Source organism: Streptococcus mitis, from assembly GCF_023109105.1.
Taxonomy (GTDB): domain Bacteria; phylum Bacillota; class Bacilli; order Lactobacillales; family Streptococcaceae; genus Streptococcus; species Streptococcus mitis_BW.
Genome location: NZ_JALDTZ010000001.1, coordinates 201283 through 225036, shown reverse-complemented (window position 1 = coordinate 225036; position 23754 = coordinate 201283). Strand labels below are relative to the sequence as shown.

Here is a 23754-nt window from a genome sequence, read left to right as displayed (position 1 = left end):
GACTGGTATGGGAGATAAACCGATATCTTTCCGAGATGCGGATGGCAATTTTGTTTCTGCCGCAGACGTTTGGAATGAAAAGAAATTGGAAGAACTATTTAATCGTCTCAATCCAAATCGTGCTTTGAGGTTGGCACGAACCCAAAAAGATAATCCATCTCAGTAATACTATTCGAAAATCTCTTCAAACCACGTCAACGTCGCCTTGGATTATATATTATATATGTGACTGACTCCGTCAGTCTTATCTACAACCTCAAAGCAGTGCTTTGAGCTGACTCCGTCAGTTCTATCCACAACCTCAAAACACTGTTTTGAGCAACCTGAGGCTAGTTTCCTAGTTTGCTCTTTGATTTTCATTGAGTATAAAATAGATAAAAAGATTCCGTGCCACATGAGACACGGAATTTTGTTATTCTTCAAAGAAAAATGGTGGGGCGAATTTTTTCAGTTCTTCAAAGCATTTTTGGGCAGCTTCTGCATCTTCACAGATGACAAGACAGACATCGTCACCACAGAGGGTAGCGATAGCGTCAGGGAAGCTCAAGGCATCAATGATAGAACCAAAGGATTGAGCCAGTCCAGGAAGGGTTTTGAGTAGGACTTGGTTCTGAACTGGGCGCATCAAGACGAGAGCATCTTCCATGTAGATTTCAAGACGTTTTTCCCATTTTGAGATGGAACCTGTATTGAGCACGTAGTAAGAGTTGTCTTCTTCTCGTACTTTTGAGAGGTTCATACTTTTAATATCTCTTGAAAGAGTTGCTTGTGTAACTTGAATATCATTATCGGCAAGAAGAGCTTGTAGCTCAGCTTGAGTATGAATCTTGTTTTTCGTTACAAGAGCTCGTATGAGTTGGTGTCGGTGTTCAGATTTATTCATAAAATATTACTCCTTGTACTAGGTACAGAAAGCATGGACTGAACGAAGATGTCAGTCGGGTGGTAAGCGGTATTGTCACGTATGATGATTTCAAAGTCAGTAGTATAAAGAACTATATGGAGAAAATCTCCTTCGTCTAACTTGTCACTAGTTGAGTGTAGATGAATGGGATATCTATCCGTTCTTCTACATTGATGTTCTTTAATGACAGTAAATCATTCAATTAGGGTAGCCTTATGTCACGGCTTGTTGTGAATTTACGCTAAAGGGCAATTCACAGAGATTGTCCAACATGTGGAGGGTAGCGTGTAGTTTAGAGGGTTACACATGTTGGTTAGGGTTGTTAGTATCTTCTCTCCAAACTCCATCTGTAGATTTATTCTAAGTACATCCTGGGATTGAATTTGATACGAAGTTTATGTTTAGTTTGACTGTTCAAATGGAAATCATGGATTATAGGAAGGTAAAAGCTCATGTGATTGACTTTTCCTTAGAATCCTTCTATATTGAAAGTTTGGTTCCTTATACCTTTTGACAAGGTAGGATAAGAGTAGACTGTTCAAGATCGACAGTCAGCTGGTAAGCGGTATTGTCACGTATGGTGATTTCAAAGTCAGTAGTATAGAGGACTAAACGGAGAGTGTCTCCTTCTTTTAACTTATAAATAGTTGGTTGCAGTTCAAACTGGATATCCATCCATTCATCTGCAGTAATATCCTCTACTAACAGTAAATCATTTCTATTTTGCAAATTAAGGTAGCCTTTTGTCACGACTCGTTGAGCATCTGGTCTAAATGGCAATTCACAGAGATTTTCCAACATGTGATAGCGACCGTTGTCAATGGTTCTAGCACTTAAAACAGCTGGATAAGATTGTAGGTATTTCTTTTGTCCAAATTCTAGCAGTTGGGCAGATAAGAGCCCCTTGTTTGTACTGGATTTGATACGAAGATTGAGCTGAGCGCGACCGTTTAAGTGAACGTTCTTGGTCACAGGAAGGTCAATGGTAATTTGATTGGCTTTCCCTTGATAGAGTTCTGTATTGAAGGTCTGGTATGTTTTACCATAGCGCTCAAAATCCTTATCTGAGTACTGGTTTTGAATAACTTGCTCTTCTTGACCGAGTGAGAAGGTTTCAAAGTTTTCTTGCTCACTAAAGTTATCAAGTGATAGCCAAGTCTGAGGAGTGGTATTGTCCTGCCAGATGACAGTAGGAAGTTGGAAATCTGTATCTTGACCCAATAATTTCTTAGTCAATAAGGCATTCATAGATTCACGGAAGTCAATGGACTGCCAGTTGTTCATATACACATGTGCACCATTATGGAAAAAGAGATGCTTATTGATATGAGCTGGAAGAGCGTGGAACATCTGGTAAACATGAAGTGGCTTGACATTCCAATCCTGAGAACCATGGGTGAAGACAACCTCTGCCTTTACCTTATGGGCATTGAGCAGATAATTGCGGTCATGCCAAAACTGATTGTAGTCGCCAGATTTGCGATCCAGTTGCTCTTTTACTTTTTCTAAGTCAGCTTGGTGAGCCTCATTTCCACGAATATAGTCGCCAGCTAATAGATTACGAGAGTAGGTCAGTTCAGCAAGGGAGTCAAAGTCCTCTCCTGGATAACCGCCTGGGCTAGTTACCAGACCGTTTTCACGATAGTAGTTGTACCAAGATGAAATGCCAGCCTCGGCAATGATAACTTCTAAACCATCGACACCTGTAGTCGCTAAACCATTGGACATGGTACCTAGATAGGACAGTCCAGTTGTAGCTACTTTTCCGTTTGACCAATCAGCCTTGACTTGACGCTGGCGCGTGTGGTCAGTAAAGGCACGGCAACGACCGTTGAGCCAATCGATGACATTTTTATAAGCCTCGATTTGCTGGTAGTCCCCATTAGTCATGAAACCTGTGGAGTCTTTGGTGCCAACACCTGAGACATAAAGATTGGCAAATCCTCGTGGAAGGAAGTAATCGTTGAGACTATAGCTAGCGTTGATGTGCGTTAACTTTTCCTCAGCTTCTGACACAAGCTCAGCTTGACTTTGGGGTTGAATGAGATTTAGTTGAAGTTCTTCTAGCTCAATCTTGTGAGGAGGTTTGACTTCAAGTTCGTCCTCCATCTTGTAGAGAGCCTTGTCACTAGCCTTGTCATTTGTTCCCTGATGATAGGGACTTGCAGTCATGATAGCAGGGATTTGTCCGTCATAACGAGGACGAATAATGCTGACCTTGACTAAGTCTGGGAGCCCTTTTTGGTCAGTATCGACACGAGATTCAACGTAAACGACTTCACGAATGACATCATGGCTGGAAAAAGTAGCCAAGCTCTTGCCGTTAAAGTAGTGGTAGGTATTCTCCTCAGGAATAAGACCGTCACTTACCAGTTGATCAATCAGGAGATTCCCCTTTTTGGTGCGAGTATTGAGTAACTGATAGAGATTTTCAATCAAGTCACCGTATACAATAGGAAATCCAGTCTCTTTACGAAAAACATCACTGTCTTCAAAGTCAACCAAGTAAGAAAAGCCTAAAAGTTGAAAAGCAACAGTATAAAAAATATCTGCAGTTAAATCCTTTTCTGACTGAAAAAATGTCAGTAAATCAGTTTCTTTATCAACTGCTAAACTAGATAGAGGATAGGTACTATCCTTATAATTAAAAAAGAAACGAATGAGAAACGCTTCAAGCATTTTTTTATTTGTAATGTTGACTGCTAAATCAAATCCATACTTTTTTAATTCAAAGATAATTGTATCTCTTTGTAGCGCTAAATAACTGAATTGATTAAAACGCATATAACCTCCTTATAAAACAATAATTAAGGTTATTATATCAAAAAAATAGGCTAAAGGGAATCATTAAATAAGAAAGAAATTAATTCAATAATAATGAATATTATTTATATGAGAAACAGGTACGACTCTATAGCTTAAAACAAATTATTATAGAGAATAAGTTAACCGAATATATCCTTCTCTTTTAAAAGATATATTCACTTCTTGGGATAAAAAAGTAAAAAATTACCAGAGCATTTGATTCTTTAAATGTATTTTTACTTTTTTATTAAAAAAATCTTACTTTAAAGATAAAGATAAAATATAGACAGGAGTCACTGCGTTTGTCTTTCTCTTTTTGAAAATGGTATAATATAGTGAGAATGATAGAGGAGAAGTGTAAATTGATCGCACAACTAGATACAAAAACAGTCTATAGTTTTATGGAGAGTGTCATTTCGATAGACAAGTATGTGAGAGTAGCTAAAGAATATGGCTACACTCATTTGGCTATGATGGATATTGACAATCTTTATGGTGCTTTCGACTTTCTAGAGGTTACAAAAAAATATGGCATTCATCCTTTATTAGGGCTCGAAATGAATGTTCTTGTAGATGATAAGGATGTGAATCTGCGCTTTTTAGCTCTATCTAGTGTGGGCTATCAGCAGTTGATGAAGCTCTCGACAGCTAAGATGCAGGGGGAGAAAAATTGGTCAGTTCTGGCTCAGTACTTAGAGGATATTGCAGTAATTGTGCCTCATTTTGAAGAGCTTGAGTCGCTCAATCTAGGCTGTGATTACTATATTGGGGTTTATCCGGAAACACTGGCAAGGGAATTTCCTCATCCTATCTTACCTCTCTATAGGGTCAATGCGTTTGAAAGCAGGGATAGAGAAGTTTTACAAGTATTAACAGCGATTAAAGAGAATCTCCCTCTCAGAGAAGTTCCCTTGCGGTCGAGACAAGATGTCTTTATATCAGCAAGTTCTTTAGAGAAACTTTTCCAAGAACGTTTTCCTCAAGCCTTGGACAATTTAAAAAAGCTTATTTCAGGTATTTCTTATGACTTGAATACTAGTTTAAAATTGCCTCGCTTTAATCCAGCTAGACCAGCAGTAGAGGAGTTGAGAGAGCGTGCTGAATCGGGACTGATTCAGAAGGGGTTGACTGGTAAAGAATATCAAGACCGTCTAGACCAAGAATTGGCTGTTATTCATGATATGGGCTTTGATGATTATTTCTTGGTTGTCTGGGATTTGTTGCGTTTTGGACGTTCGAATGGCTACTATATGGGAATGGGACGGGGTTCAGCTGTTGGTAGTTTGGTTTCCTATGCCTTGGACATCACAGGGATTGACCCTGTGGAGAAGAATCTGATTTTTGAACGCTTCCTCAATCGTGAACGTTATACTATGCCTGATATTGATATTGATATTCCAGATATTTATCGTCCAGATTTTATCAGATATGTTGGCAATAAATATGGCAGTAAACATGCGGCTCAAATCGTTACTTTTTCTACCTTTGGGGCCAAGCAAGCTCTGCGTGATGTTTTGAAACGCTTTGGTGTTCCAGAGTATGAATTATCTGCAATTACTAAGAAAATTAGTTTTCGTGATAATCTCAAGTCAGCCTATGAGGGAAATCTTCAGTTTCGTCAGCAAATCAATAGTAAGTTAGAATACCAAAAAGCTTTTGAAATTGCCTGCAAGATTGAGGGCTATCCCAGACAAACCTCTGTCCATGCGGCTGGTGTTGTCATTAGTGACCAAGATTTGACCAACTACATCCCTCTGAAGCATGGGGATGAAATTCCACTGACTCAGTATGATGCTCATGGAGTTGAAGCTAGTGGACTTTTGAAGATGGATTTTTTGGGACTACGAAATTTGACCTTTGTCCAGAAAATGCAAGAGTTGCTTGCTGAAACAGAAGATATTCACTTGAAAATAGAAGAAATTGATTTGGAAGATAAAGAAACGCTGGCTTTATTTGCTTCTGGGAATACAAAAGGGATCTTTCAATTTGAGCAGCCAGGTGCTATTCGCCTGCTCAAGCGTGTGCAACCAGTCTGTTTTGAAGATGTCGTAGCGACTACTTCCCTAAATCGACCAGGTGCTAGTGACTACATCAATAATTTTGTGGCAAGAAAGCATGGGCAGGAAGAAGTGACTGTTCTAGATCCAGCTCTAGAAGATATTTTGGCTCCAACTTATGGCATTATGCTCTATCAGGAACAGGTTATGCAGGTTGCTCAGCGTTTTGCTGGATTTAGTCTCGGAAAGGCCGATATTTTGCGTCGAGCTATGGGGAAAAAGGATGCCTCTGCTATGCATGAGATGAGGGCTTCCTTTATTCAAGGCTCCTTAGAGGCTGGTCATACTGCTGAAAAGGCAGAGCAGGTCTTTGATGTCATGGAGAAGTTTGCAGGTTATGGTTTTAACCGATCTCACGCCTATGCCTACTCAGCCTTGGCTTTTCAGTTGGCTTATTTTAAAACACATTATCCAGCTATTTTTTATCAGATCATGTTGAACTCAGCTAATAGTGATTACCTAACAGATGCTCTTGATGCAGGTTTTGAAGTAGCACCGTTGTCTATCAACACTATCCCTTATCACGATAAAATTGCCAACAAGTCCATCTATCTAGGTTTGAAATCGATTAAGAGAGTCAGCAATGATTTAGCGCTTTGGATTATTGAAAATAGACCCTATTCTAACATTGAAGATTTTATAGCTAAATTACCTGAGAATTATCTGAAACTTCCTCTGCTAGAACCTTTGGTAAAAGTTGGCCTTTTCGATTCATTTGAAAAAAATCGTCAAAAAGTATTCAATAATTTAGCTAATCTGTTTGAATTTGTAAAAGAGTTAGGAAGTTTGTTCGGTGATACGATTTATAGTTGGCAGGAATCAGAAGATTGGACAGAACAAGAAAAATTCTATATGGAACAAGAGCTTCTAGGAGTAGGCGTCAGTAAACATCCCCTACAAGCTATTGCAAGTAAGGCTATTTACCCGATTACACCAATCGGAAATTTATCAGAAAATAGTCACTCTATTATCTTGGTAGAAATTCAAAAAATTAAAACCATTCGCACCAAAAAGGGTGAAAATATGGCTTTCTTACAGGTCGATGATAGTAAGAAAAAATTGGATGTTACCCTCTTTTCGGATTTATATCGACAGGTTGGGCAGGAAGTAAGAGAGGGAGCCTTCTACTATATCAAAGGGAAAGTCCAGTCACGAGATGGCCGTCTGCAAATGATTGCACAAGAAATAAGAGAAGCAGTAGCTGAGCGTTTTTGGATACAGGTAAAAAATCATGAATCAGATCAAGAAATTTCGAGGATTTTAGACCAGTATAAGGGCCCAATCCCAGTCATCATCAGGTATGAAGAGGAACAGAAGACAATTGTTTCTCCCAACCATTTTGTAACTAAATCCAATGAATTAGAAGCAAAATTGGATAAAATTACTATGAAAACGATTTATCGATAAAATTACGGAAAATAGAAGAATTTTCCATTTAAATGTGATATAATCAGTAAGAATGTTAAAAGAAAAAGGAGCATAAACCAATATGAAACGTATTGCTGTTTTGACTAGTGGTGGAGACGCCCCTGGTATGAACGCTGCCATCCGCGCAGTTGTTCGTCAAGCAATTTCAGAAGGAATGGAAGTGTTTGGTATCTATGACGGATATGCTGGTATGGTTGCCGGTGAAATTCATCCCCTAGATGCAGCTTCAGTAGGAGACATCATTTCTCGTGGTGGTACTTTCCTTCACTCAGCTCGTTACCCAGAGTTCGCTCAACTTGAAGGGCAACTTAAAGGGATTGAGCAATTGAAAAAACACGGAATTGAAGGTGTAGTTGTTATCGGTGGTGACGGATCTTACCACGGCGCTATGCGTTTGACGGAGCATGGCTTCCCAGCTATCGGTCTTCCAGGTACAATTGATAACGATATTGTTGGTACTGACTTCACAATCGGTTTCGACACAGCGGTTACGACTGCTATGGACGCGATCGATAAAATTCGTGATACATCATCAAGTCACCGTCGTACCTTTGTAATCGAAGTTATGGGACGTAACGCTGGTGATATCGCTCTTTGGGCTGGTATCGCTACTGGTGCTGATGAAATCATCATTCCTGAAGAAGGATTCAAGATTGAAGATATCGTAGCAAGCATCAAAGCTGGTTATGAGTGTGGTAAAAAACACAATATCATCGTCTTGGCAGAAGGTGTTATGTCAGCAGCTGAATTTGGTCAAAAACTAAAAGAAGCTGGGGATACAAGCGACCTTCGTGTGACAGAACTTGGACATATTCAACGTGGTGGTTCTCCAACTGCGCGTGACCGTGTATTGGCGTCACGTATGGGTGCGCATGCCGTTAAACTTCTTAAAGAAGGTATTGGTGGTGTTGCGGTTGGTATCCGTAATGAGAAAATGGTTGAAAACCCAATTCTTGGTACAGCAGAAGAAGGAGCATTGTTTAGCCTCACTGCAGATGGTAAGATTGTGGTTAACAATCCTCATAAAGCAGACCTTGAACTATCTGACTTGAATAAGAGCTTGTCATAATTTATAATTTTGTTAATAAGACCAAAAAGGTCATTTATATAAAGGAGTCACAAAAATCATGAACAAACGTGTAAAAATCGTTGCAACTTTGGGTCCTGCGGTTGAAATCCGTGGTGGTAAAAAATTCGGTGATGACGGATACTGGGGTGAAAAACTTGATGTTGAAGCTTCAGCTAAAAACATTGCTAAATTGATTGAAGCTGGTGCAAACACATTCCGTTTCAACTTCTCACACGGTGACCACCAAGAACAAGGTGACCGTATGGCAACTGTTAAACTTGCTGAAAAACTTGCAGGTAAAAAAGTTGGTTTCCTTCTTGATACAAAAGGTCCAGAAATCCGTACTGAATTGTTTGAAGGAGAAGCAAAAGAGTACTCTTATACAACTGGTGAAAAAATCCGTGTTGCTACTAAGCAAGGAATCAAATCAACTCGTGATGTGATTGCGTTGAACGTTGCTGGTGCCCTTGATATCTACGACGATGTTGAAGTTGGTCACCAAGTCTTGGTTGACGACGGTAAACTTGGTCTTCGTATTTTTGCTAAAGACGATGCTACTCGTGAATTTGAAGTTGAAGTTGAAAATGACGGTGTAATCGCTAAACAAAAAGGTGTTAATATCCCTAACACTAAAATTCCTTTCCCAGCTCTTGCTGAACGTGATAATGATGACATCCGCTTTGGTCTTGAGCAAGGTATCAACTTTATTGCGATTTCATTTGTACGTACTGCAAAAGACGTTGAAGAAGTTCGTGCAATCTGTAAAGAGACTGGAAATGGACACGTTCAATTGTTTGCTAAAATTGAAAACCAACAAGGTATCGACAACTTGGATGAAATCATCGAAGCTGCTGATGGTATCATGATTGCTCGTGGTGACATGGGTATCGAAGTACCGTACGAAATGGTTCCAGTTTACCAAAAAATGATCATCAAGAAAGTCAATGCTGCAGGTAAAGTTGTTATCACTGCAACAAACATGCTTGAAACAATGACTGAAAAACCACGTGCAACTCGTTCAGAAGTATCAGACGTATTCAACGCTGTTATCGACGGTACTGACGCTACAATGCTTTCAGGTGAGTCTGCAAATGGTAAATACCCACTTGAGTCAGTAACTACAATGGCTACAATCGACAAGAACGCTCAAACTCTTCTTAATGAATACGGCCGTTTGAACTCAGATTCATTTGAACGTAACTCTAAGACAGAAGTAATGGCTTCAGCTGTTAAAGATGCTACTAACTCAATGGACATTAAATTGATTGTAACTCTTACTAAGACAGGTCACACTGCACGTTTGATCTCTAAATACCGTCCAAATGCTGACATCTTAGCATTGACATTCGACGAATTGACAGAACGTGGATTGATGTTGAACTGGGGTGTTATCCCAATGTTGACAGATGCTCCATCTTCAACTGACGATATGTTCGAAATTGCTGAACGTAAAGCAGTTGAAGCAGGTCTTGTACAATCTGGTGACGATATCGTTATCGTAGCTGGTGTACCAGTTGGAGAAGCTGTACGTACAAACACAATGCGTATCCGTACAGTACGTTAATCTAACATTAAAAAGCCTATTGTATCAAGCTTTCTAGCTTGCTCGATAGGCTTTTTTGTTTGCTTTGGAGCATTTTTGGGGCAAAGACTAATACTTTTCTATAACATCTGTAACGGTTGTTTTCATTTGTTTAGTAACATGAGTATATATTTGTGGTGTTGTTTTAGCATATGAGTATCCAACACGATTCAAATGGTGTGAGATAAGGAATCTTTTGGAAAATAGTATTTCATTCTTTATGATAAAAGAAAAAAGGTTCTCATTAAATGAGAACCTAGTTACAATTAATTTTTTGAAGCTGCTTGGAATTCAGGATTTTTCCATGCTTCGTCAATGATAGCTTGCAATTCTTTTGCAGATGCTTGCATTTTTTGAGTTTCTGCGTCGTTCAATGGGATATTTACTGGACGAACGATACCGTGTGCCCCAACGATAGCTGGTTGACCGATAAAGACGTTTTCAACACCATATTGACCTTCTTGGAATACAGAGAGTGGTAGCACGGCATTTTCGTCATCAAGGATTGCACGAGTGATACGAGCTAGGGCAACGGCGATACCGTAGTAAGTAGCACCTTTTTTGTTGATGATTGAGTAAGCTGCGTCACGAACTGAGATGAAAAGTTCAACAAGGTCAGCTTCATTCAAGTCACGGTTTGCTTGTAACCATTGTTCCAATTTAACACCAGCAACGTTAGCGTGAGACCAAACAGCGAATTCTGAGTCACCGTGTTCACCCATGATGTAGGCATGGACTGAACGAGCGTCAACACCGATTGTTTCAGCAAGGGCTTGACGGAAACGAGCTGAGTCAAGAGAAGTACCAGAACCGATAACGCGTTCTTTAGGGAATCCAGAGAATTTCCAAGTTGAGTAAGTTAAGACGTCAACTGGGTTAGCTGCTACAAGGAAGATACCATCGAAACCAGAAGCAACAACTTGCTCAACGATTGATTTGTTGATAGCAAGGTTTTTACCTACAAGGTCAAGGCGAGTTTCACCTGGTTTTTGAGGAGCACCAGCAGTGATAACAACAAGATCAGCGTCCGCACAGTCTTCGTACTTAGCAGCGTAGATTTTCTTTGGTGAAGTAAATGCAAGCGCGTGGCTAAGGTCTTCAGCGTCACCAACTGCTTTTTCAAACAATTGAGGAATTTCAATAATACCAAGTTCTTGTGCGATTCCTTGAGTAACAAGGGCGAAAGCGTAAGATGAACCTACAGCACCATCACCAACAAGGATAACTTTTTTGTGTTGTTTAGTTAGTGTCATTTGTCTAAACATCTCCTTAATTTTATTCAGGGTTTTCCCCAGTTATTTCAATTTTATCACTTTTAAAATGCTTTGTCACGGATATGCCTTGCAGTTCTTGATGTAAACGTTTTAGTGGTTCTAGATACCTGAAATATGGCAGACATTGTGGTATAATATATTTAATTACTAATTGTGAAATGAGGCATTTATTAATGCAGGATAGAAATTTAGTGAATGTCAATCTGACAAAGGAGATGAAGACAAGTTTTATCGACTACGCTATGAGTGTTATCGTAGCACGAGCTCTTCCTGATGTTCGAGATGGCTTGAAACCCGTTCACCGTAGGATTCTCTATGGAATGAATGAATTAGGTGTTACTCCAGACAAACCACATAAAAAATCTGCTCGTATTACTGGGGATGTCATGGGTAAATATCACCCACACGGGGATTCCTCTATCTATGAAGCTATGGTCCGTATGGCTCAATGGTGGAGCTACCGTTACATGCTTGTAGATGGCCATGGGAACTTTGGTTCCATGGATGGCGATGGTGCTGCCGCCCAGCGTTACACTGAGGCACGTATGAGCAAGATTGCTCTGGAGATGCTTCGTGATATCAATAAAAATACGGTTGATTTCGTTGATAACTATGATGCCAATGAACGTGAACCCTTGGTCTTGCCAGCTCGTTTTCCAAATCTTTTAGTTAATGGAGCTACTGGTATTGCTGTCGGTATGGCGACAAATATTCCACCTCATAATTTGGGTGAAACTATTGATGCTGTGAAGTTGGTCATGGACAATCCTGAAGTGACCACTAAGGATTTAATGGAAGTCTTGCCTGGGCCAGATTTCCCAACTGGTGCCCTCGTCATGGGGAAATCAGGTATCCATAAGGCTTACGAAACAGGTAAAGGTTCGATTGTTCTTCGTTCTCGTACTGAAATCGAAGAAACTAAGACTGGCCGTGAGCGCATCGTTGTAACAGAATTTCCATACATGGTCAACAAAACAAAGGTACATGAGCATATTGTTCGTTTAGTTCAGGAAAAGCGTATTGAGGGAATTACAGCAGTACGTGATGAATCAAACCGTGAAGGGGTTCGATTTGTTATTGAAGTCAAGCGTGATGCCTCAGCTAATGTTATCCTTAATAATCTCTTCAAGATGACTCAGATGCAAACCAACTTTGGTTTCAATATGCTAGCAATCCAAAATGGGGTACCGAAGATTTTGTCTCTTCGTCAGATTTTGGATGCTTATATCGAGCACCAAAAAGAAGTGGTTGTTCGTCGTACTCGTTTTGATAAGGAAAAAGCAGAAGCGCGTGCTCATATCTTAGAAGGTCTCTTAATCGCACTAGACCATATCGACGAAGTGATTCGTATCATCCGTGCTAGTGAAACAGATGCGGAAGCACAAGCTGAGTTGATGAGTAAGTTTAAGCTTTCTGAACGTCAAAGTCAGGCCATCCTTGATATGCGTCTTCGTCGTTTGACAGGTTTGGAACGCGATAAGATTCAGGCTGAGTATGATGATCTCCTGGCTCTGATTGCGGATTTAGCAGATATTCTTGCTAAACCCGAACGTGTTTCTCAAATCATCAAAGACGAATTGGACGAAGTCAAGCGTAAGTTTGGCGACCAACGTCGTACTGAATTGATGGTTGGTGAAGTCTTAAGCCTTGAAGATGAGGATTTGATTGAAGAATCGGATGTCTTAATTACACTGTCTAACAAGGGTTACATTAAACGTTTGGACCAAGGAGAATTCACTGCTCAAAAACGTGGGGGTCGTGGTGTTCAAGGTACAGGTGTTAAGGATGACGATTTTGTTCGTGAGTTAGTGTCAACTAGTACCCATGATCACTTACTCTTCTTCACAAATAAAGGCCGTGTCTATCGCCTAAAAGGCTATGAAATTCCTGAGTATGGCCGTACTGCTAAGGGATTGCCAATTGTCAATCTTTTGAAATTGGATGAAGGAGAAAGTATTCAAACCATCATCAATGTTGAGTCTGAACGCAGTGATGATGCTTACCTCTTCTTCACAACCCGTCATGGTATTGTGAAGAGAACCAGCGTCAAGGAATTTAATAATATTCGTCAAAATGGACTTAAGGCACTGAACCTCAAAGATGAAGATGAGTTGATTAATGTCTTGTTGACGGAAGAAGATACGGATATTATCATTGGTACCAAGCTTGGTTATGCAGTTCGCTTTAATCAATCAGTCGTTCGTGGAATGAGTCGTATCGCTACTGGTGTGAAAGGTGTCAATCTTCGTGAAGGAGATACAGTAGTTGGTGCTAGTGTGATTACAGACCAGGACGAGGTTCTTATCATCACAGAAAAAGGATACGGTAAGCGCACAGTTGCGACTGAATATCCAACAAAAGGTCGTGGTGGTAAAGGAATGAAGACAGCTAATGTAGCTGAAAAAAATGGTCCTCTATCAGGTCTTTTGACTGTTAAAGGTGATGAAGATTTGATGATTATCACTGATACAGGTGTCATGATTCGAACCAACGTTGCCAATATTTCACAAACAGGGCGCTCAACTATGGGAGTTAAAGTGATGCGCTTGGATCAGGATGCTAAAATTGTGACCTTTACAACGGTAGCAGCGTCAGAAAAAGAAGAAGTCGGGACAGAAAACGAAATAGAAGGTGAAGCATAATGTCTCATAAAAAGAACAAAAAGAAAACAAATCGTAAAAATCTACTAATCAATGTCTTGGCAGGATTCTTAATCCTCTTGTCACTGGCATTAATCTTTAATTCCAAAATTCGTGATATTTTCATGGTTTGGAATACTAACAAGTATCAAGTTAGCCAGGTATCAAAAGAAAAATTGGAAGAAAATCAAGATACAGAAGGTAATTTTGACTTTGACTCAGTAAAAGCCATTTCATCAGAAGCTGTCTTATCCTCACAATGGAATTCGCAAAAATTACCAGTTATTGGTGGGATTGCTATTCCTGAAGTAGAAATTAACTTACCTATTTTTAAAGGTCTTGATAATGTCAATCTCTTCTATGGAGCTGGTACAATGAAGCGTGACCAAGTGATGGGGAAAGGAAATTATTCACTAGCTAGTCATCACATTTTTACAGCAGAAAATGCCAGTCAGATGCTATTCTCTCCCTTATCACATGCTAAAAATGGTATGAAAATTTATCTGACTGATAAGGATAAGGTTTATACCTATGTCATTCATGAGGTCAAGCATGTAACACCAGATCGCGTGGATGAGATTGATGACCGTAGTGGTGTTGATGAGATCACACTTGTAACTTGTGTGGACTATGATGCGACAGAGCGGATTATCGTTAAAGGTGACTTAAAAGAAGAAAAAGATTATTCACAAACCCCTGAAGAAATTCTAACAGCTTTCAATCAACCATACAAACAGCGCTATTAATAGTTAAAGAATCAGTAAACATTTAGTTTTACTGGTTTTTTATAGATAGATTTTCAAAATAAACTGTTATGAAATATAGAAAACGCTTCCTTAATTCTAAAGTTTGTGATATAATTATCAGGTAAAAAAGTTTTAGGAGTTTATTATGGTCTCTTCAGAATTTATCTCAAAGATTGAATTTGCTTGCAAGAAGAAGGAAAATCTTTATAATAAAAGCAAATTTAAGTATGCGATTCGATCCATGTTCGCAGGTGCATTTTTAACCTTTAGTACTGCTGCAGGTGCAGTTGGAGCTGATTTGATTAACAAAATTGCACCAGGTAGTGGACGTTTCCTCTTCCCATTTGTATTTGCTTGGGGATTGGCCTACATTGTTTTCTTGAATGCCGAGTTGGTAACATCCAACATGATGTTCTTGACTGCTGGTAGTTTCTTGAAAAAAATCTCTTGGAGAAAAACAGCTGAGATTTTACTTTACTGTACCTTGTTCAACCTTATCGGTGCTTTGATAGCAGGTTGGGGCTTTGCTCACTCGGCAGCCTATGCACATCTGACTCACGATAGTTTTATCTCAGGGGTTGTTGAGATGAAGTTAGGCCGCTCAAATGAATTAATCTTGCTTGAGGCGATTTTGGCAAATATTTTCGTAAATATTGCGATTCTTTCATTTATTTTGGTCAAGGATGGTGGAGCTAAACTTTGGCTTGTTTTATCAGCAATTTACATGTTTGTATTCTTAACAAACGAGCACATCGCTGCGAACTTTGCTTCTTTTGCGATTGTGAAATTCAGTGTTGCTGCGGATTCAATTGCTAACTTCGGTGTTGGAAATATGCTTCGTCACTGGGGTGTAACCTTCATCGGAAACTTAATTGGTGGTGGTCTTTTGATGGGTCTTCCATATGCCTTCCTCAATAAAAACGAAGATACTTATGTAGATTAAGAAAATGAGCACGATTGAGTCGTGCTTTTTTCATTTTTAAAATAATACTCTTCGAAAATCTCTTCAAACCTCGTCAACGTCGCCTTGCCGTACTCAAGTATAGCCTGCGGCTAGTTTCCTAGTTTGCTCTTTGATTTTCATTGAGTATAAGGTAATAGTTATTTCTTATATCAAAATATAGAAAACTGATATTTGTAAACTATAACTTAAGGTGCTACAATATCCTTAATGAAACTATATGGAGGTCGCCTTATGACTCGTGATTTTAAATTTGAAACCTTACAATTGCATGCTGGGCAAGTAGTTGATCCAGCAACTAAGTCTCGTGCTGTGCCGATTTATCAAACAACATCCTTTGTTTTTGATGACACGCAGGAAGGTGCAGATCTTTTTGCCTTGAGAAAACCAGGGAACATTTATACTCGTATCACCAACCCTACAACAGCTGCCTTTGAAGAAAGAATTGCTGCTCTTGAAGGTGGTGTTGGAGCTCTTGCAACAGCATCAGGTATGGCCGCAGTGACTTATACGATTTTGGCGCTTGCCCATGCAGGTGACCATGTAGTGGCAGCATCAACTATTTACGGTGGAACCTTCAATCTTTTGAAAGAAACCCTTCCTCGTTATGGTATCACAACAACCTTTGTCGACATTGATAATTTGGAGGAAGTGGAAGCAGCTATCAATGACAATACCAAGCTTGTTCTGATTGAAACCTTGGGTAACCCCTTGATTAATATTCCAGATTTGGAAAAATTGGCAGAGATTGCTCATAAGTATCAGATTCCACTTGTTTCTGACAATACTTTTGCTACACCTTATTTGATTAACGTCTTTTCTCACGGTGTAGATATTGCTATTCACTCTGCGACTAAGTTTATCGGTGGCCATGGTACGACTATTGGTGGAGTGATTGTCGATAGCGGTCGTTTTGACTGGGCGGCTTCAGGGAAATTCCCTCAATTTGTTGACGAGGATCCAAGCTATCACAACTTGAGCTATACTCGTGATGTGGGTGCAGCAGCCTTTATTATCGCTGTCCGTGTCCAATTGCTTCGTGATACAGGTGCAGCCTTGTCACCATTTAATGCCTTCCTCTTGCTTCAAGGACTGGAAACACTTTCTCTTCGTGTCGAACGTCATGTGCAAAATGCAGAGAAAATTGTTGATTTCCTTGTCAACCATCCTAAGGTAGAAAAAGTCAATTATCCAAAACTTGCAGATAGTCCTTACCATGCCTTGGCTGAGAAATACTTGCCTAAAGGTGTGGGCTCAATCTTTACCTTCCATGTCAAAGGTGGGGAGGCAGAGGCACGCAAGGTAATTGATCATTTAGAAATCTTTTCTGATCTAGCAAACGTGGCAGATGCTAAATCGCTTGTTGTCCATCCAGCAACAACCACCCATGGTCAATTGTCAGAAAAAGACCTTGAAGCTGCAGGTGTCACACCAAACCAAATCCGCTTGTCAATCGGACTTGAAAATGTAGAGGATTTGATTGAAGACTTGCGATTGGCCTTGGAGAAAATTTAAAGTAAAAGAAGATAAACAGTGGGTTTCGACTCACTGTTTTTGATTTTCCTTCAGGCATGATATAATGGTTAAAGAAGTCTAGAAAGAGGAACGTTATGAACGAAATCAAATGCCCCAACTGTGGGGAAGTCTTTACAGTAAATGAAAGTCAGTATGCTGAACTTTTGTCCCAAGTGAGAACGGCAGAGTTTGATAAGGAATTGCACGATCGGATGAAGCAGGAACTGGCTTTGGCTGAGCAAAAGGCCATGAATGAACAACAGACCAAACTAGCTCAAAAAGACCAAGAAATTGCGCAATTACAGAGTCAAATCCAAAACTTTGATACAGAGAAAGAATTGGCTAAGAAAGAAGTTGAACAGACAAGCCATGAGGCTTTATTGGCTAAGGACAAGGAAGTACAAGCCTTGGAAAACCAACTGGCTACCATGCGTTTGGAGCATGAAAATCAACTGCAAAAGACTCTTTCTGACCTAGAAAAAGAACGAGATCAGGTTAAAAATCAACTTCTTTTACAAGAAAAAGAAAATGAGCTAGCTCTTGCTTCTGTTAAACAAAACTACGAAGCACAGCTCAAGGCGGCCAGTGAGCAGGTCGAATTTTACAAGAATTTCAAAGCGCAACAATCAACCAAAGCAATCGGAGAGAGTCTGGAACAGTATGCTGAGAGTGAGTTCAACAAGGTTCGAAGTTTTGCCTTCCCCAATGCCTACTTCGAAAAGGACAACAAGGTCTCTGCTCGTGGTTCTAAAGGGGACTTTATCTTTCGTGATTATGATGAAAATGGACTAGAATTCATTTCCATCATGTTTGAGATGAAAAATGAAGCAGATGGGACAGAAAAGAAGCATAAGAATGCAGACTTTTACAAGGAATTGGACAAGGACCGCCGAGAAAAGAACTGTGAGTATGCCGTTTTGGTGACTATGCTTGAGGCTGATAACGACTACTTTAACACAGGGATTGTTGACGTCAGCCACGAGTATGAAAAGATGTATGTGGTTCGTCCTCAATTCTTTATCCAGTTGATTGGACTCTTACGTAATGCTGCCCTTAATTCCCTAAAATACAAGCAGGAGTTGGCCTTGGTTCGCGAGCAAAATATCGACATTACGCATTTTGAGGAAGACTTGGATGCTTTTAAACTGGCTTTTGCTAAGAACTATAACTCTGCTTCGACCAACTTTGGTAAAGCAATTGATGAAATTGACAAGGCCATAAAACGCATGGAAGAGGTAAAGAAATTCTTAACCACATCTGAAAACCAACTTCGCCTTGCAAACAATAAACTGGAAGACGTTTCAGTAAAAAAACTAACTCGAAAAAATCCAACCATGAAAGCTAAGTTTGAAGCTCTGAAGGGGGAGTGAGAAAGCAAAAATGAACGGTATTATCAACTTAAAAAAAGAAGCGGGCATGACCTCGCATGATGCGGTTTTTAAGCTGCGTAAGATTTTGGGAACAAAGAAAATTGGTCATGGTGGGACCTTGGATCCGGATGTAGTGGGTGTTTTACCGATTGCGGTTGGGAAGGCGACACGCATGGTCGAGTTTATGCAGGATGAGGGCAAGGTCTATGAAGGGGAGATTACTCTCGGCTATTCCACGACAACTGAGGATGCCAGTGGGGAAGTGGTCGCAGAGACACCTGTTCTATCGCCCTTGGATGAAACCATTGTCGATGAAGCCATTGCTAGCTTGACTGGGCCTATTACCCAGATTCCACCTATGTACTCTGCTGTCAAGGTCAATGGTCGCAAACTCTATGAGTATGCGCGTGCTGGTCAAGAAGTGGAGCGTCCAGAACGTCAGGTGACAATTTATAGCTTTAAGCGGACCAGTCCCATCTCTTATGAAAATAATCTTGCACGCTTTACTTTTCGTGTAAAATGCAGTAAGGGAACCTATATTCGTACCTTATCTGTTGATTTGGGAGAAAAACTTGGCTATGCAGCTCATATGTCTCAGTTAACTCGTACTAGTGCAGCCGGTTTACATCTAGAAGACGCTCTTACCTTGGAAGAAATTGCTGAAAAAGTAGAGGCTGGTCAACTGGACTTTCTTCATCCTCTAGAGATTGGGACAGGGGATCTTGTCATAGTTTTCCTAACTCCAGAACAGGCTACAGAAGTACGCTTTGGTCGTTTTATCGAGCTCGACCAAACAGACCAAGAATTGGCTGCCTTTGAATGTGATACTTTGTTAGCCATTCTAGAGAAGCGAGACAATCTCTACAAGCCAAGGAAGGTTTTTAACTAGTATAACTGGGGTGTAGGAATTGGAATTGTTTCCCCTAAACTATCCAAACCAGACTATAAATTTTGCAAAAAATGTGATAGAATAGACGACGGATAAAAAAACGGAGGATAGCATGCAAAATAGACCAATCATTATCGGAGTGACAGGTGGTTCTGGTGGTGGTAAAACCAGTGTTTCAAGGGCCATTCTATCGCATTTCCCTGATGAAAAGATTTCCATGATTGAGCATGATTCATACTATAAGGATCAGTCTCACTTGACCTTTGAAGAGCGTGTCAAAACCAACTACGACCATCCTTTTGCCTTTGATACAGACTTGATGATTGAGCAGATTAAGGAATTGTTGGCAGGGCGTCCGGTGGACATCCCTACCTATGACTATACAGAGCATACACGGAGCAGCAAGACTTATCGTCAAGAACCTCAAGATGTTTTTATTGTTGAGGGGATTTTGGTCTTGGAGGATAAGCGTCTGCGCGATTTGATGGATATCAAGATTTTTGTGGATACGGATGACGATGTGCGCATAATTCGTCGTATCAAGCGTGATATGGAAGAGCGTGGCCGTAGCCTTGATAGCGTTATTGACCAGTATTTAGGTGTGGTGAAACCAATGTACCATCAGTTTATCGAACCAACAAAGCGTTATGCTGATATCGTCATTCCTGAGGGAGTCAGCAATACAGTGGCTATCGACCTTTTGACAACCAAGATTGCTAAGATTTTGGAAGAAGCTCGAAACAGTAAATAAATAGATGTGGAGGCCTTGCCTCCTTTTTCTATTTTTCCCTCATATTGGTACATAAATGGAGATTTTTAGGCATATTTTTGGTATAATAATACCCATGGAAAAGCAAGAAAATGAATAGTAGGTGGAGATGGAAAAGTATTTATCGGTAACAACTTTGACCAAATATCTGAAAATGAAATTCGATAAAGACCCGTACTTGGAACGGGTATATTTAACTGGTCAAGTTTCCAACTTTCGTAAACGACCTACTCACCAATATTTTTCCCTAAAAGATGACCATGCAGTTATTCAAGCGACTATTTGGTCTGGAATTTATCAGAAATTAGGTTTCGATCTGGAAGAAGGGATGAAAATCAATGTGATTGGGCGTGTGCAGGTCTATGAACCTAGTGGTAGCTACTCCATCATCATTGAAAAGGCAGAGCCTGATGGGGTTGGTGCGCTTGCGATTCAGTTTGAACAGCTCAAGAAAAAATTGACAGAAGAAGGCCTGTTTCAAGAACGCTTCAAGCAAGCTCTGCCCCAATTTTCTAAGAGAATTGGGGTGGTAACCAGCCGCAGTGGAGCAGTTATTCGAGATATTATCACAACTGTCAGCAGGCGATTTCCAGGTGTAGATATTCTTCTTTATCCGACCAAGGTTCAAGGTGAAGGTTCTGCTGAGGAAATTGCTCGAAATATTGCGCGTGCTAATCAACGGGACGATTTGGACTTGCTGATTATTGGTCGTGGTGGAGGTTCCATCGAGGATCTCTGGGCCTTTAATGAAGAAATTGTGGTACGAGCTATTTTTGAATCTCGTTTGCCAATCATTTCTAGTGTGGGGCATGAGACAGATGTGACCTTGGCAGATTTTGTCGCAGATAGACGGGCTGCGACACCAACAGCAGCTGCTGAACTAGCAACACCTGTGACCAAGTTGGATGTATTGGCTCATTTGCAAAATCAGGAAAAACGGATGGCAACAGCAGTCCGAAATGTCCTATCGAAGAAACAAGAAGCTTTGAAAAAATGCAGTCAGTCTGTTATCTTTAGACAGCCAGAACGTTTGTATGATAGCTATTTGCAACGCTTGGATCAACTGCAACTGCGCTTAAAACAAAGTTTACGTACACGGATTTCTGATAACAAACAAGTCGTCCAAGAAAGGACGCATCGACTGGTACAATTATCACCTGTCACCAAAATCCAACGCTTTCAAGATCATCTAGGTCAGTTGGACAAGCTCTTACGTAGCCAAATGGCACTGGTTTATGATGCTAAGGTGGCTGAGGTGAAGCGACTTTCAGAAGCCTTACTGATGCTGGATACTAGTAGAATCGTGGCGCGTGGTTATGCTATTGTCAAAAAAGAAGAGTCCGTTGTGGATTCGGTTGAGAGTTTGAAGAAAAAAGACCAAGTAACGCTTTTGATGCGGGATGGTCAAGTAGAATTAGAGGTTAAAGATGTCAAAACAAAAGAAATTTGAGGAAAATCTAGCAGAACTGGAAACCATTGTCCAAAGTTTGGAAAATGGTGAAATTGCTCTAGAAGATGCGATTACAGCCTTTCAAAAGGGCATGGTCTTGTCAAAAGAGCTCCAAGCGACGCTGGACAAGGCTGAAAAGACCTTGGTCAAGGTCATGCAAGAAGACGGAACAGAAAGTGATTTTGAATGAAGAAGCAAGAAAAATTAGCTCTTGTCGAGTCTGCCTTGGAAGATTTTTATGGAGACCAGCAGTTTGCTTCTAGTTTGAGAGAGTCGGTTCTCTATTCCATTCATGCTGGTGGCAAGCGTATTCGACCTTTTCTCTTGTTAGAAGTTTTAGAAGCCTTACAGGTTGCCATCAAACCTGCTCACGCGCAGGTGGCTGCGGCTTTGGAGATGATTCATACAGGTAGCTTGATTCACGATGATCTTCCTGCAATGGATGATGATGATTATCGTCGAGGACGCTTGACCAACCACAAGAAATTCGGTGAAGCAATGGCTATTTTGGCTGGAGATGCCTTGTTCCTAGATCCTTATGCCTTGATAGCGCAGGCAGATTTGCCAAGTCAAATCAAGGTGGACTTGATTGCCAACTTATCCCTTGCTTCAGGAAGTCTGGGCATGGTGGCAGGGCAAGTTTTGGATATGGAAGGAGAACACCAGCACTTGTCTTTGGAAGAACTCCAGACCATTCATGCTAATAAGACTGGAAAGTTACTAGCCTATCCCTTCCAAGCAGCTGCTATTATAGCGGAATTGGTTCCTGAAATCCAAGCAAAACTGAAAACTGTGGGTGAATTGATTGGTCTTGCATTTCAAGTTCGAGATGATGTATTGGATGTGACAGCTAGTTTTGAGGAAATTGGCAAGACACCACAAAAGGATTTGCAGGCAGAGAAGTCAACCTATCCAGCCTTGTTGGGTTTGGAAGAGGCCATTGCCTTTTGTAACCAAACCTTGGATCAAGCTAATGCAAAATTAGAAGAAATTGCCCAGCAGGTTCCCTTTGAGATAGAATCGATTGTAAGAGTAGTAGAAAGTTTGAGAATCAATGGCTAAGGAAAGAGTGGATGTACTAGCTTATAAACAGGGCTTGTTTGAAACGCGAGAACAGGCCAAGCGCGGTGTCATGGCTGGTCTAGTTGTAGCAGTCCTGAATGGAGAACGCTTTGATAAACCAGGAGAGAAAATCCCAGATGATACTGAGCTAAAACTTAAGGGTGAAAAACTCAAGTATGTCAGCCGTGGTGGCTTGAAATTAGAAAAGGCCTTGCAGGTCTTTGATTTGTCAGTAGAAGGGGCAACAACGATTGATATCGGTGCCTCTACTGGAGGCTTTACCGACGTCATGTTGCAGAATGGTGCTGAGTTAGTCTATGCGGTGGACGTCGGTACCAATCAGTTAGCTTGGAAACTACGCCAAGACCCACGAGTTGTCAGCATGGAGCAGTTTAATTTCCGCTATGCAGAGAAGACTGATTTCGAAAAGGAACCGAGTTTTGCCAGTATTGATGTGAGTTTTATTTCTCTCAGTCTGATTTTGCCAGCCTTGCACCGAGTGTTAGCCAATCAAGGTCAGGTTGTGGCTCTAGTTAAGCCTCAGTTTGAGGCAGGACGTGAGCAGATTGGGAAAAATGGAATTATTCGAGAGGCCAAGGTTCACCAAAATGTTCTTGAATCTGTCACAGCTATGGCAGTAGAGGAAGGCTTTTCAGTCCTTGGTTTGGATTTTTCTCCTATCCAAGGAGGTCATGGAAATATTGAGTTTTTAGCGTATTTGAAAAAAGAAGAGTCAGCAAGTAATCAGGTTCTTGCTGAGATTGAAGAAGTAGTAGAGAGGGCGCATAGTCAATTTAAAAATGAATAAAAAAGAGAGACTTGAAAAAATTAGACGATTTGTGACAGATTATCAAATCGGTACACAAGAAGAAATTGTAGAACATTTGAAAGAGGCTGGTATCACTGCCACTCAAGCGACGGTATCGCGAGATATCAAAGAGTTAGGTATTGTCAAAATTCCTTTGAGAGACAACACCTATGTCTATGAATTGCCAAAGTCAATCGTAAAAAGTTTGCAACTGGCTGAAGACAATATCGAATCGGCTGAATTGATGAATAAGATGATCAATCTACAAGTCATCCCAGGAAATACGGCTTTTGTAAAAGCTCAGTTAATCGAGACTTTTGCGGACAAGATTTTCAGCTGTTTGGCTGATGATAGCTCGATTTTAGTCATTGCCAGAAGTGAAAGTCTAGCTGAGGAAATCTTTGAACAAGTAAAAAATTGGTAGGT

Annotated in this window: 20 protein-coding genes; 16 read left to right on the top strand and 4 right to left on the bottom strand. The window is 40.5% G+C overall.

The genetic code is table 11. From position 1 onward, the window contains the following. Positions 1–7: 7 nt before the first annotated feature. Positions 8–166 carry a hypothetical protein gene (locus M1F37_RS01135; protein WP_247934385.1) on the top strand — a complete coding sequence of 53 codons (159 nt, stop codon included), beginning with the start codon at positions 8–10 and terminating at the stop codon, positions 164–166. 44 nt (positions 167–210) lie between these two features. Here M1F37_RS01135 and M1F37_RS01130 read toward each other — a convergent pair whose 3' ends face one another. From M1F37_RS01130 to M1F37_RS01120, 3 genes are all read right to left on the bottom strand, one after another. Continuing rightward, complete coding sequence (locus M1F37_RS01130) at positions 211–360, bottom strand: hypothetical protein (protein WP_247934384.1); 150 nt, start codon at positions 358–360, stop codon at positions 211–213. A gap of 52 nt (positions 361–412) precedes the next feature. Beyond that, complete coding sequence (locus M1F37_RS01125) at positions 413–883, bottom strand: arginine repressor (protein ID WP_247934383.1); 471 nt, start codon at positions 881–883, stop codon at positions 413–415. Between the two features lie 522 nt (positions 884–1405). Then, positions 1406–3688 carry a Xaa-Pro dipeptidyl-peptidase gene (locus tag M1F37_RS01120; protein WP_247934382.1) on the bottom strand — a complete coding sequence of 761 codons (2283 nt, stop codon included), beginning with the start codon at positions 3686–3688 and terminating at the stop codon, positions 1406–1408. A 383-nt stretch (positions 3689–4071) separates the two neighbouring features. Between M1F37_RS01120 and M1F37_RS01115 the strand changes: the two genes are divergently transcribed. The 3 genes from M1F37_RS01115 to pyk all read left to right on the top strand — a co-directional run bounded on the left by M1F37_RS01115 (position 4072) and on the right by pyk (position 9827). Next, positions 4072–7173, top strand: a complete 3102-nt coding sequence (locus M1F37_RS01115) for a DNA polymerase III subunit alpha (RefSeq protein ID WP_247934381.1) — start codon at positions 4072–4074, stop codon at positions 7171–7173. A gap of 82 nt (positions 7174–7255) precedes the next feature. Beyond that, complete coding sequence (gene pfkA / locus M1F37_RS01110) at positions 7256–8263, top strand: 6-phosphofructokinase (protein ID WP_247934380.1); 1008 nt, start codon at positions 7256–7258, stop codon at positions 8261–8263. A 58-nt stretch (positions 8264–8321) separates the two neighbouring features. After that, entirely contained in the window at positions 8322–9827 is a 1506-nt protein-coding gene (gene pyk, locus M1F37_RS01105; protein ID WP_247934379.1) for a pyruvate kinase, read from the top strand. A gap of 284 nt (positions 9828–10111) precedes the next feature. Here pyk and M1F37_RS01100 read toward each other — a convergent pair whose 3' ends face one another. Continuing rightward, positions 10112–11098, bottom strand: coding sequence for an L-lactate dehydrogenase (locus M1F37_RS01100; protein ID WP_247934378.1), 987 nt, complete (start codon positions 11096–11098; stop codon positions 10112–10114). Positions 11099–11292: 194 nt separating this feature from the next. On the opposite strand from M1F37_RS01100, the gene gyrA reads away from it, so the two are divergent. From gyrA to M1F37_RS01040, 12 genes are all read left to right on the top strand, one after another. After that, entirely contained in the window at positions 11293–13761 is a 2469-nt protein-coding gene (gyrA, locus tag M1F37_RS01095; protein WP_247934377.1) for a DNA gyrase subunit A, read from the top strand. Beyond that, entirely contained in the window at positions 13761–14504 is a 744-nt protein-coding gene (locus tag M1F37_RS01090; protein ID WP_247934376.1) for a class A sortase, read from the top strand. The genes gyrA and M1F37_RS01090 overlap by 1 nt, the downstream gene beginning before the upstream one ends. A gap of 145 nt (positions 14505–14649) precedes the next feature. Continuing rightward, on the top strand, positions 14650–15447 hold the full coding sequence (locus M1F37_RS01085) for a formate/nitrite transporter family protein (RefSeq protein ID WP_247934375.1): 798 nt from the start codon (positions 14650–14652) through the stop codon (positions 15445–15447). A 252-nt stretch (positions 15448–15699) separates the two neighbouring features. Next, positions 15700–16980 carry an O-acetylhomoserine aminocarboxypropyltransferase/cysteine synthase family protein gene (locus tag M1F37_RS01080; protein WP_247934374.1) on the top strand — a complete coding sequence of 427 codons (1281 nt, stop codon included), beginning with the start codon at positions 15700–15702 and terminating at the stop codon, positions 16978–16980. Between the two features lie 95 nt (positions 16981–17075). Beyond that, positions 17076–18350, top strand: a complete 1275-nt coding sequence (locus tag M1F37_RS01075; protein WP_247934373.1) for a DUF2130 domain-containing protein — start codon at positions 17076–17078, stop codon at positions 18348–18350. 10 nt (positions 18351–18360) lie between these two features. Next, positions 18361–19239: a tRNA pseudouridine(55) synthase TruB gene (truB, locus tag M1F37_RS01070; protein WP_247934372.1), complete on the top strand. Its 879-nt coding sequence runs from the start codon at positions 18361–18363 to the stop codon at positions 19237–19239. Positions 19240–19351: 112 nt separating this feature from the next. Continuing rightward, positions 19352–19990 carry a uridine kinase gene (gene udk, locus M1F37_RS01065; RefSeq protein ID WP_001181376.1) on the top strand — a complete coding sequence of 213 codons (639 nt, stop codon included), beginning with the start codon at positions 19352–19354 and terminating at the stop codon, positions 19988–19990. Positions 19991–20117: 127 nt separating this feature from the next. Then, the gene (gene xseA, locus M1F37_RS01060; protein ID WP_247934371.1) at positions 20118–21458 is read left to right on the top strand and encodes an exodeoxyribonuclease VII large subunit; all 1341 of its coding nucleotides are present in this window, start codon (positions 20118–20120) and stop codon (positions 21456–21458) included. Then, on the top strand, positions 21436–21648 hold the full coding sequence (locus M1F37_RS01055; protein WP_000043230.1) for an exodeoxyribonuclease VII small subunit: 213 nt from the start codon (positions 21436–21438) through the stop codon (positions 21646–21648). The genes xseA and M1F37_RS01055 overlap by 23 nt, the downstream gene beginning before the upstream one ends. Continuing rightward, positions 21645–22520, top strand: a complete 876-nt coding sequence (locus M1F37_RS01050) for a polyprenyl synthetase family protein (RefSeq protein ID WP_247934370.1) — start codon at positions 21645–21647, stop codon at positions 22518–22520. Before M1F37_RS01055 ends, M1F37_RS01050 begins: the two co-directional genes overlap by 4 nt. Beyond that, positions 22513–23328: a TlyA family RNA methyltransferase gene (locus M1F37_RS01045; protein WP_247934369.1), complete on the top strand. Its 816-nt coding sequence runs from the start codon at positions 22513–22515 to the stop codon at positions 23326–23328. The genes M1F37_RS01050 and M1F37_RS01045 overlap by 8 nt, the downstream gene beginning before the upstream one ends. After that, positions 23321–23752 carry an arginine repressor gene (locus tag M1F37_RS01040; protein WP_247934368.1) on the top strand — a complete coding sequence of 144 codons (432 nt, stop codon included), beginning with the start codon at positions 23321–23323 and terminating at the stop codon, positions 23750–23752. Before M1F37_RS01045 ends, M1F37_RS01040 begins: the two co-directional genes overlap by 8 nt. Positions 23753–23754: the final 2 nt, after the last annotated feature.

Excerpts from the sequence above, each read along its gene's own strand:
- M1F37_RS01135 (WP_247934385.1), top strand. The coding sequence starts at position 8 with ATGGGAGATAAACCGATATCTTTCCGAGATGCGGATGGCAATTTTGTT.
- M1F37_RS01130 (WP_247934384.1), bottom strand. The coding sequence starts at position 360 with ATGAAAATCAAAGAGCAAACTAGGAAACTAGCCTCAGGTTGCTCAAAA.
- M1F37_RS01125 (WP_247934383.1), bottom strand. The coding sequence starts at position 883 with ATGAATAAATCTGAACACCGACACCAACTCATACGAGCTCTTGTAACG.
- M1F37_RS01120 (WP_247934382.1), bottom strand. The coding sequence starts at position 3,688 with ATGCGTTTTAATCAATTCAGTTATTTAGCGCTACAAAGAGATACAATT.
- pfkA (WP_247934380.1), top strand. The coding sequence starts at position 7,256 with ATGAAACGTATTGCTGTTTTGACTAGTGGTGGAGACGCCCCTGGTATG.
- pyk (WP_247934379.1), top strand. The coding sequence starts at position 8,322 with ATGAACAAACGTGTAAAAATCGTTGCAACTTTGGGTCCTGCGGTTGAA.
- M1F37_RS01100 (WP_247934378.1), bottom strand. The coding sequence starts at position 11,098 with ATGACACTAACTAAACAACACAAAAAAGTTATCCTTGTTGGTGATGGT.
- gyrA (WP_247934377.1), top strand. The coding sequence starts at position 11,293 with ATGCAGGATAGAAATTTAGTGAATGTCAATCTGACAAAGGAGATGAAG.
- M1F37_RS01090 (WP_247934376.1), top strand. The coding sequence starts at position 13,761 with ATGTCTCATAAAAAGAACAAAAAGAAAACAAATCGTAAAAATCTACTA.
- M1F37_RS01085 (WP_247934375.1), top strand. The coding sequence starts at position 14,650 with ATGGTCTCTTCAGAATTTATCTCAAAGATTGAATTTGCTTGCAAGAAG.
- M1F37_RS01080 (WP_247934374.1), top strand. The coding sequence starts at position 15,700 with ATGACTCGTGATTTTAAATTTGAAACCTTACAATTGCATGCTGGGCAA.
- M1F37_RS01075 (WP_247934373.1), top strand. The coding sequence starts at position 17,076 with ATGAACGAAATCAAATGCCCCAACTGTGGGGAAGTCTTTACAGTAAAT.
- truB (WP_247934372.1), top strand. The coding sequence starts at position 18,361 with ATGAACGGTATTATCAACTTAAAAAAAGAAGCGGGCATGACCTCGCAT.
- udk (WP_001181376.1), top strand. The coding sequence starts at position 19,352 with ATGCAAAATAGACCAATCATTATCGGAGTGACAGGTGGTTCTGGTGGT.
- xseA (WP_247934371.1), top strand. The coding sequence starts at position 20,118 with ATGGAAAAGTATTTATCGGTAACAACTTTGACCAAATATCTGAAAATG.
- M1F37_RS01055 (WP_000043230.1), top strand. The coding sequence starts at position 21,436 with ATGTCAAAACAAAAGAAATTTGAGGAAAATCTAGCAGAACTGGAAACC.
- M1F37_RS01050 (WP_247934370.1), top strand. The coding sequence starts at position 21,645 with ATGAAGAAGCAAGAAAAATTAGCTCTTGTCGAGTCTGCCTTGGAAGAT.
- M1F37_RS01045 (WP_247934369.1), top strand. The coding sequence starts at position 22,513 with ATGGCTAAGGAAAGAGTGGATGTACTAGCTTATAAACAGGGCTTGTTT.
- M1F37_RS01040 (WP_247934368.1), top strand. The coding sequence starts at position 23,321 with ATGAATAAAAAAGAGAGACTTGAAAAAATTAGACGATTTGTGACAGAT.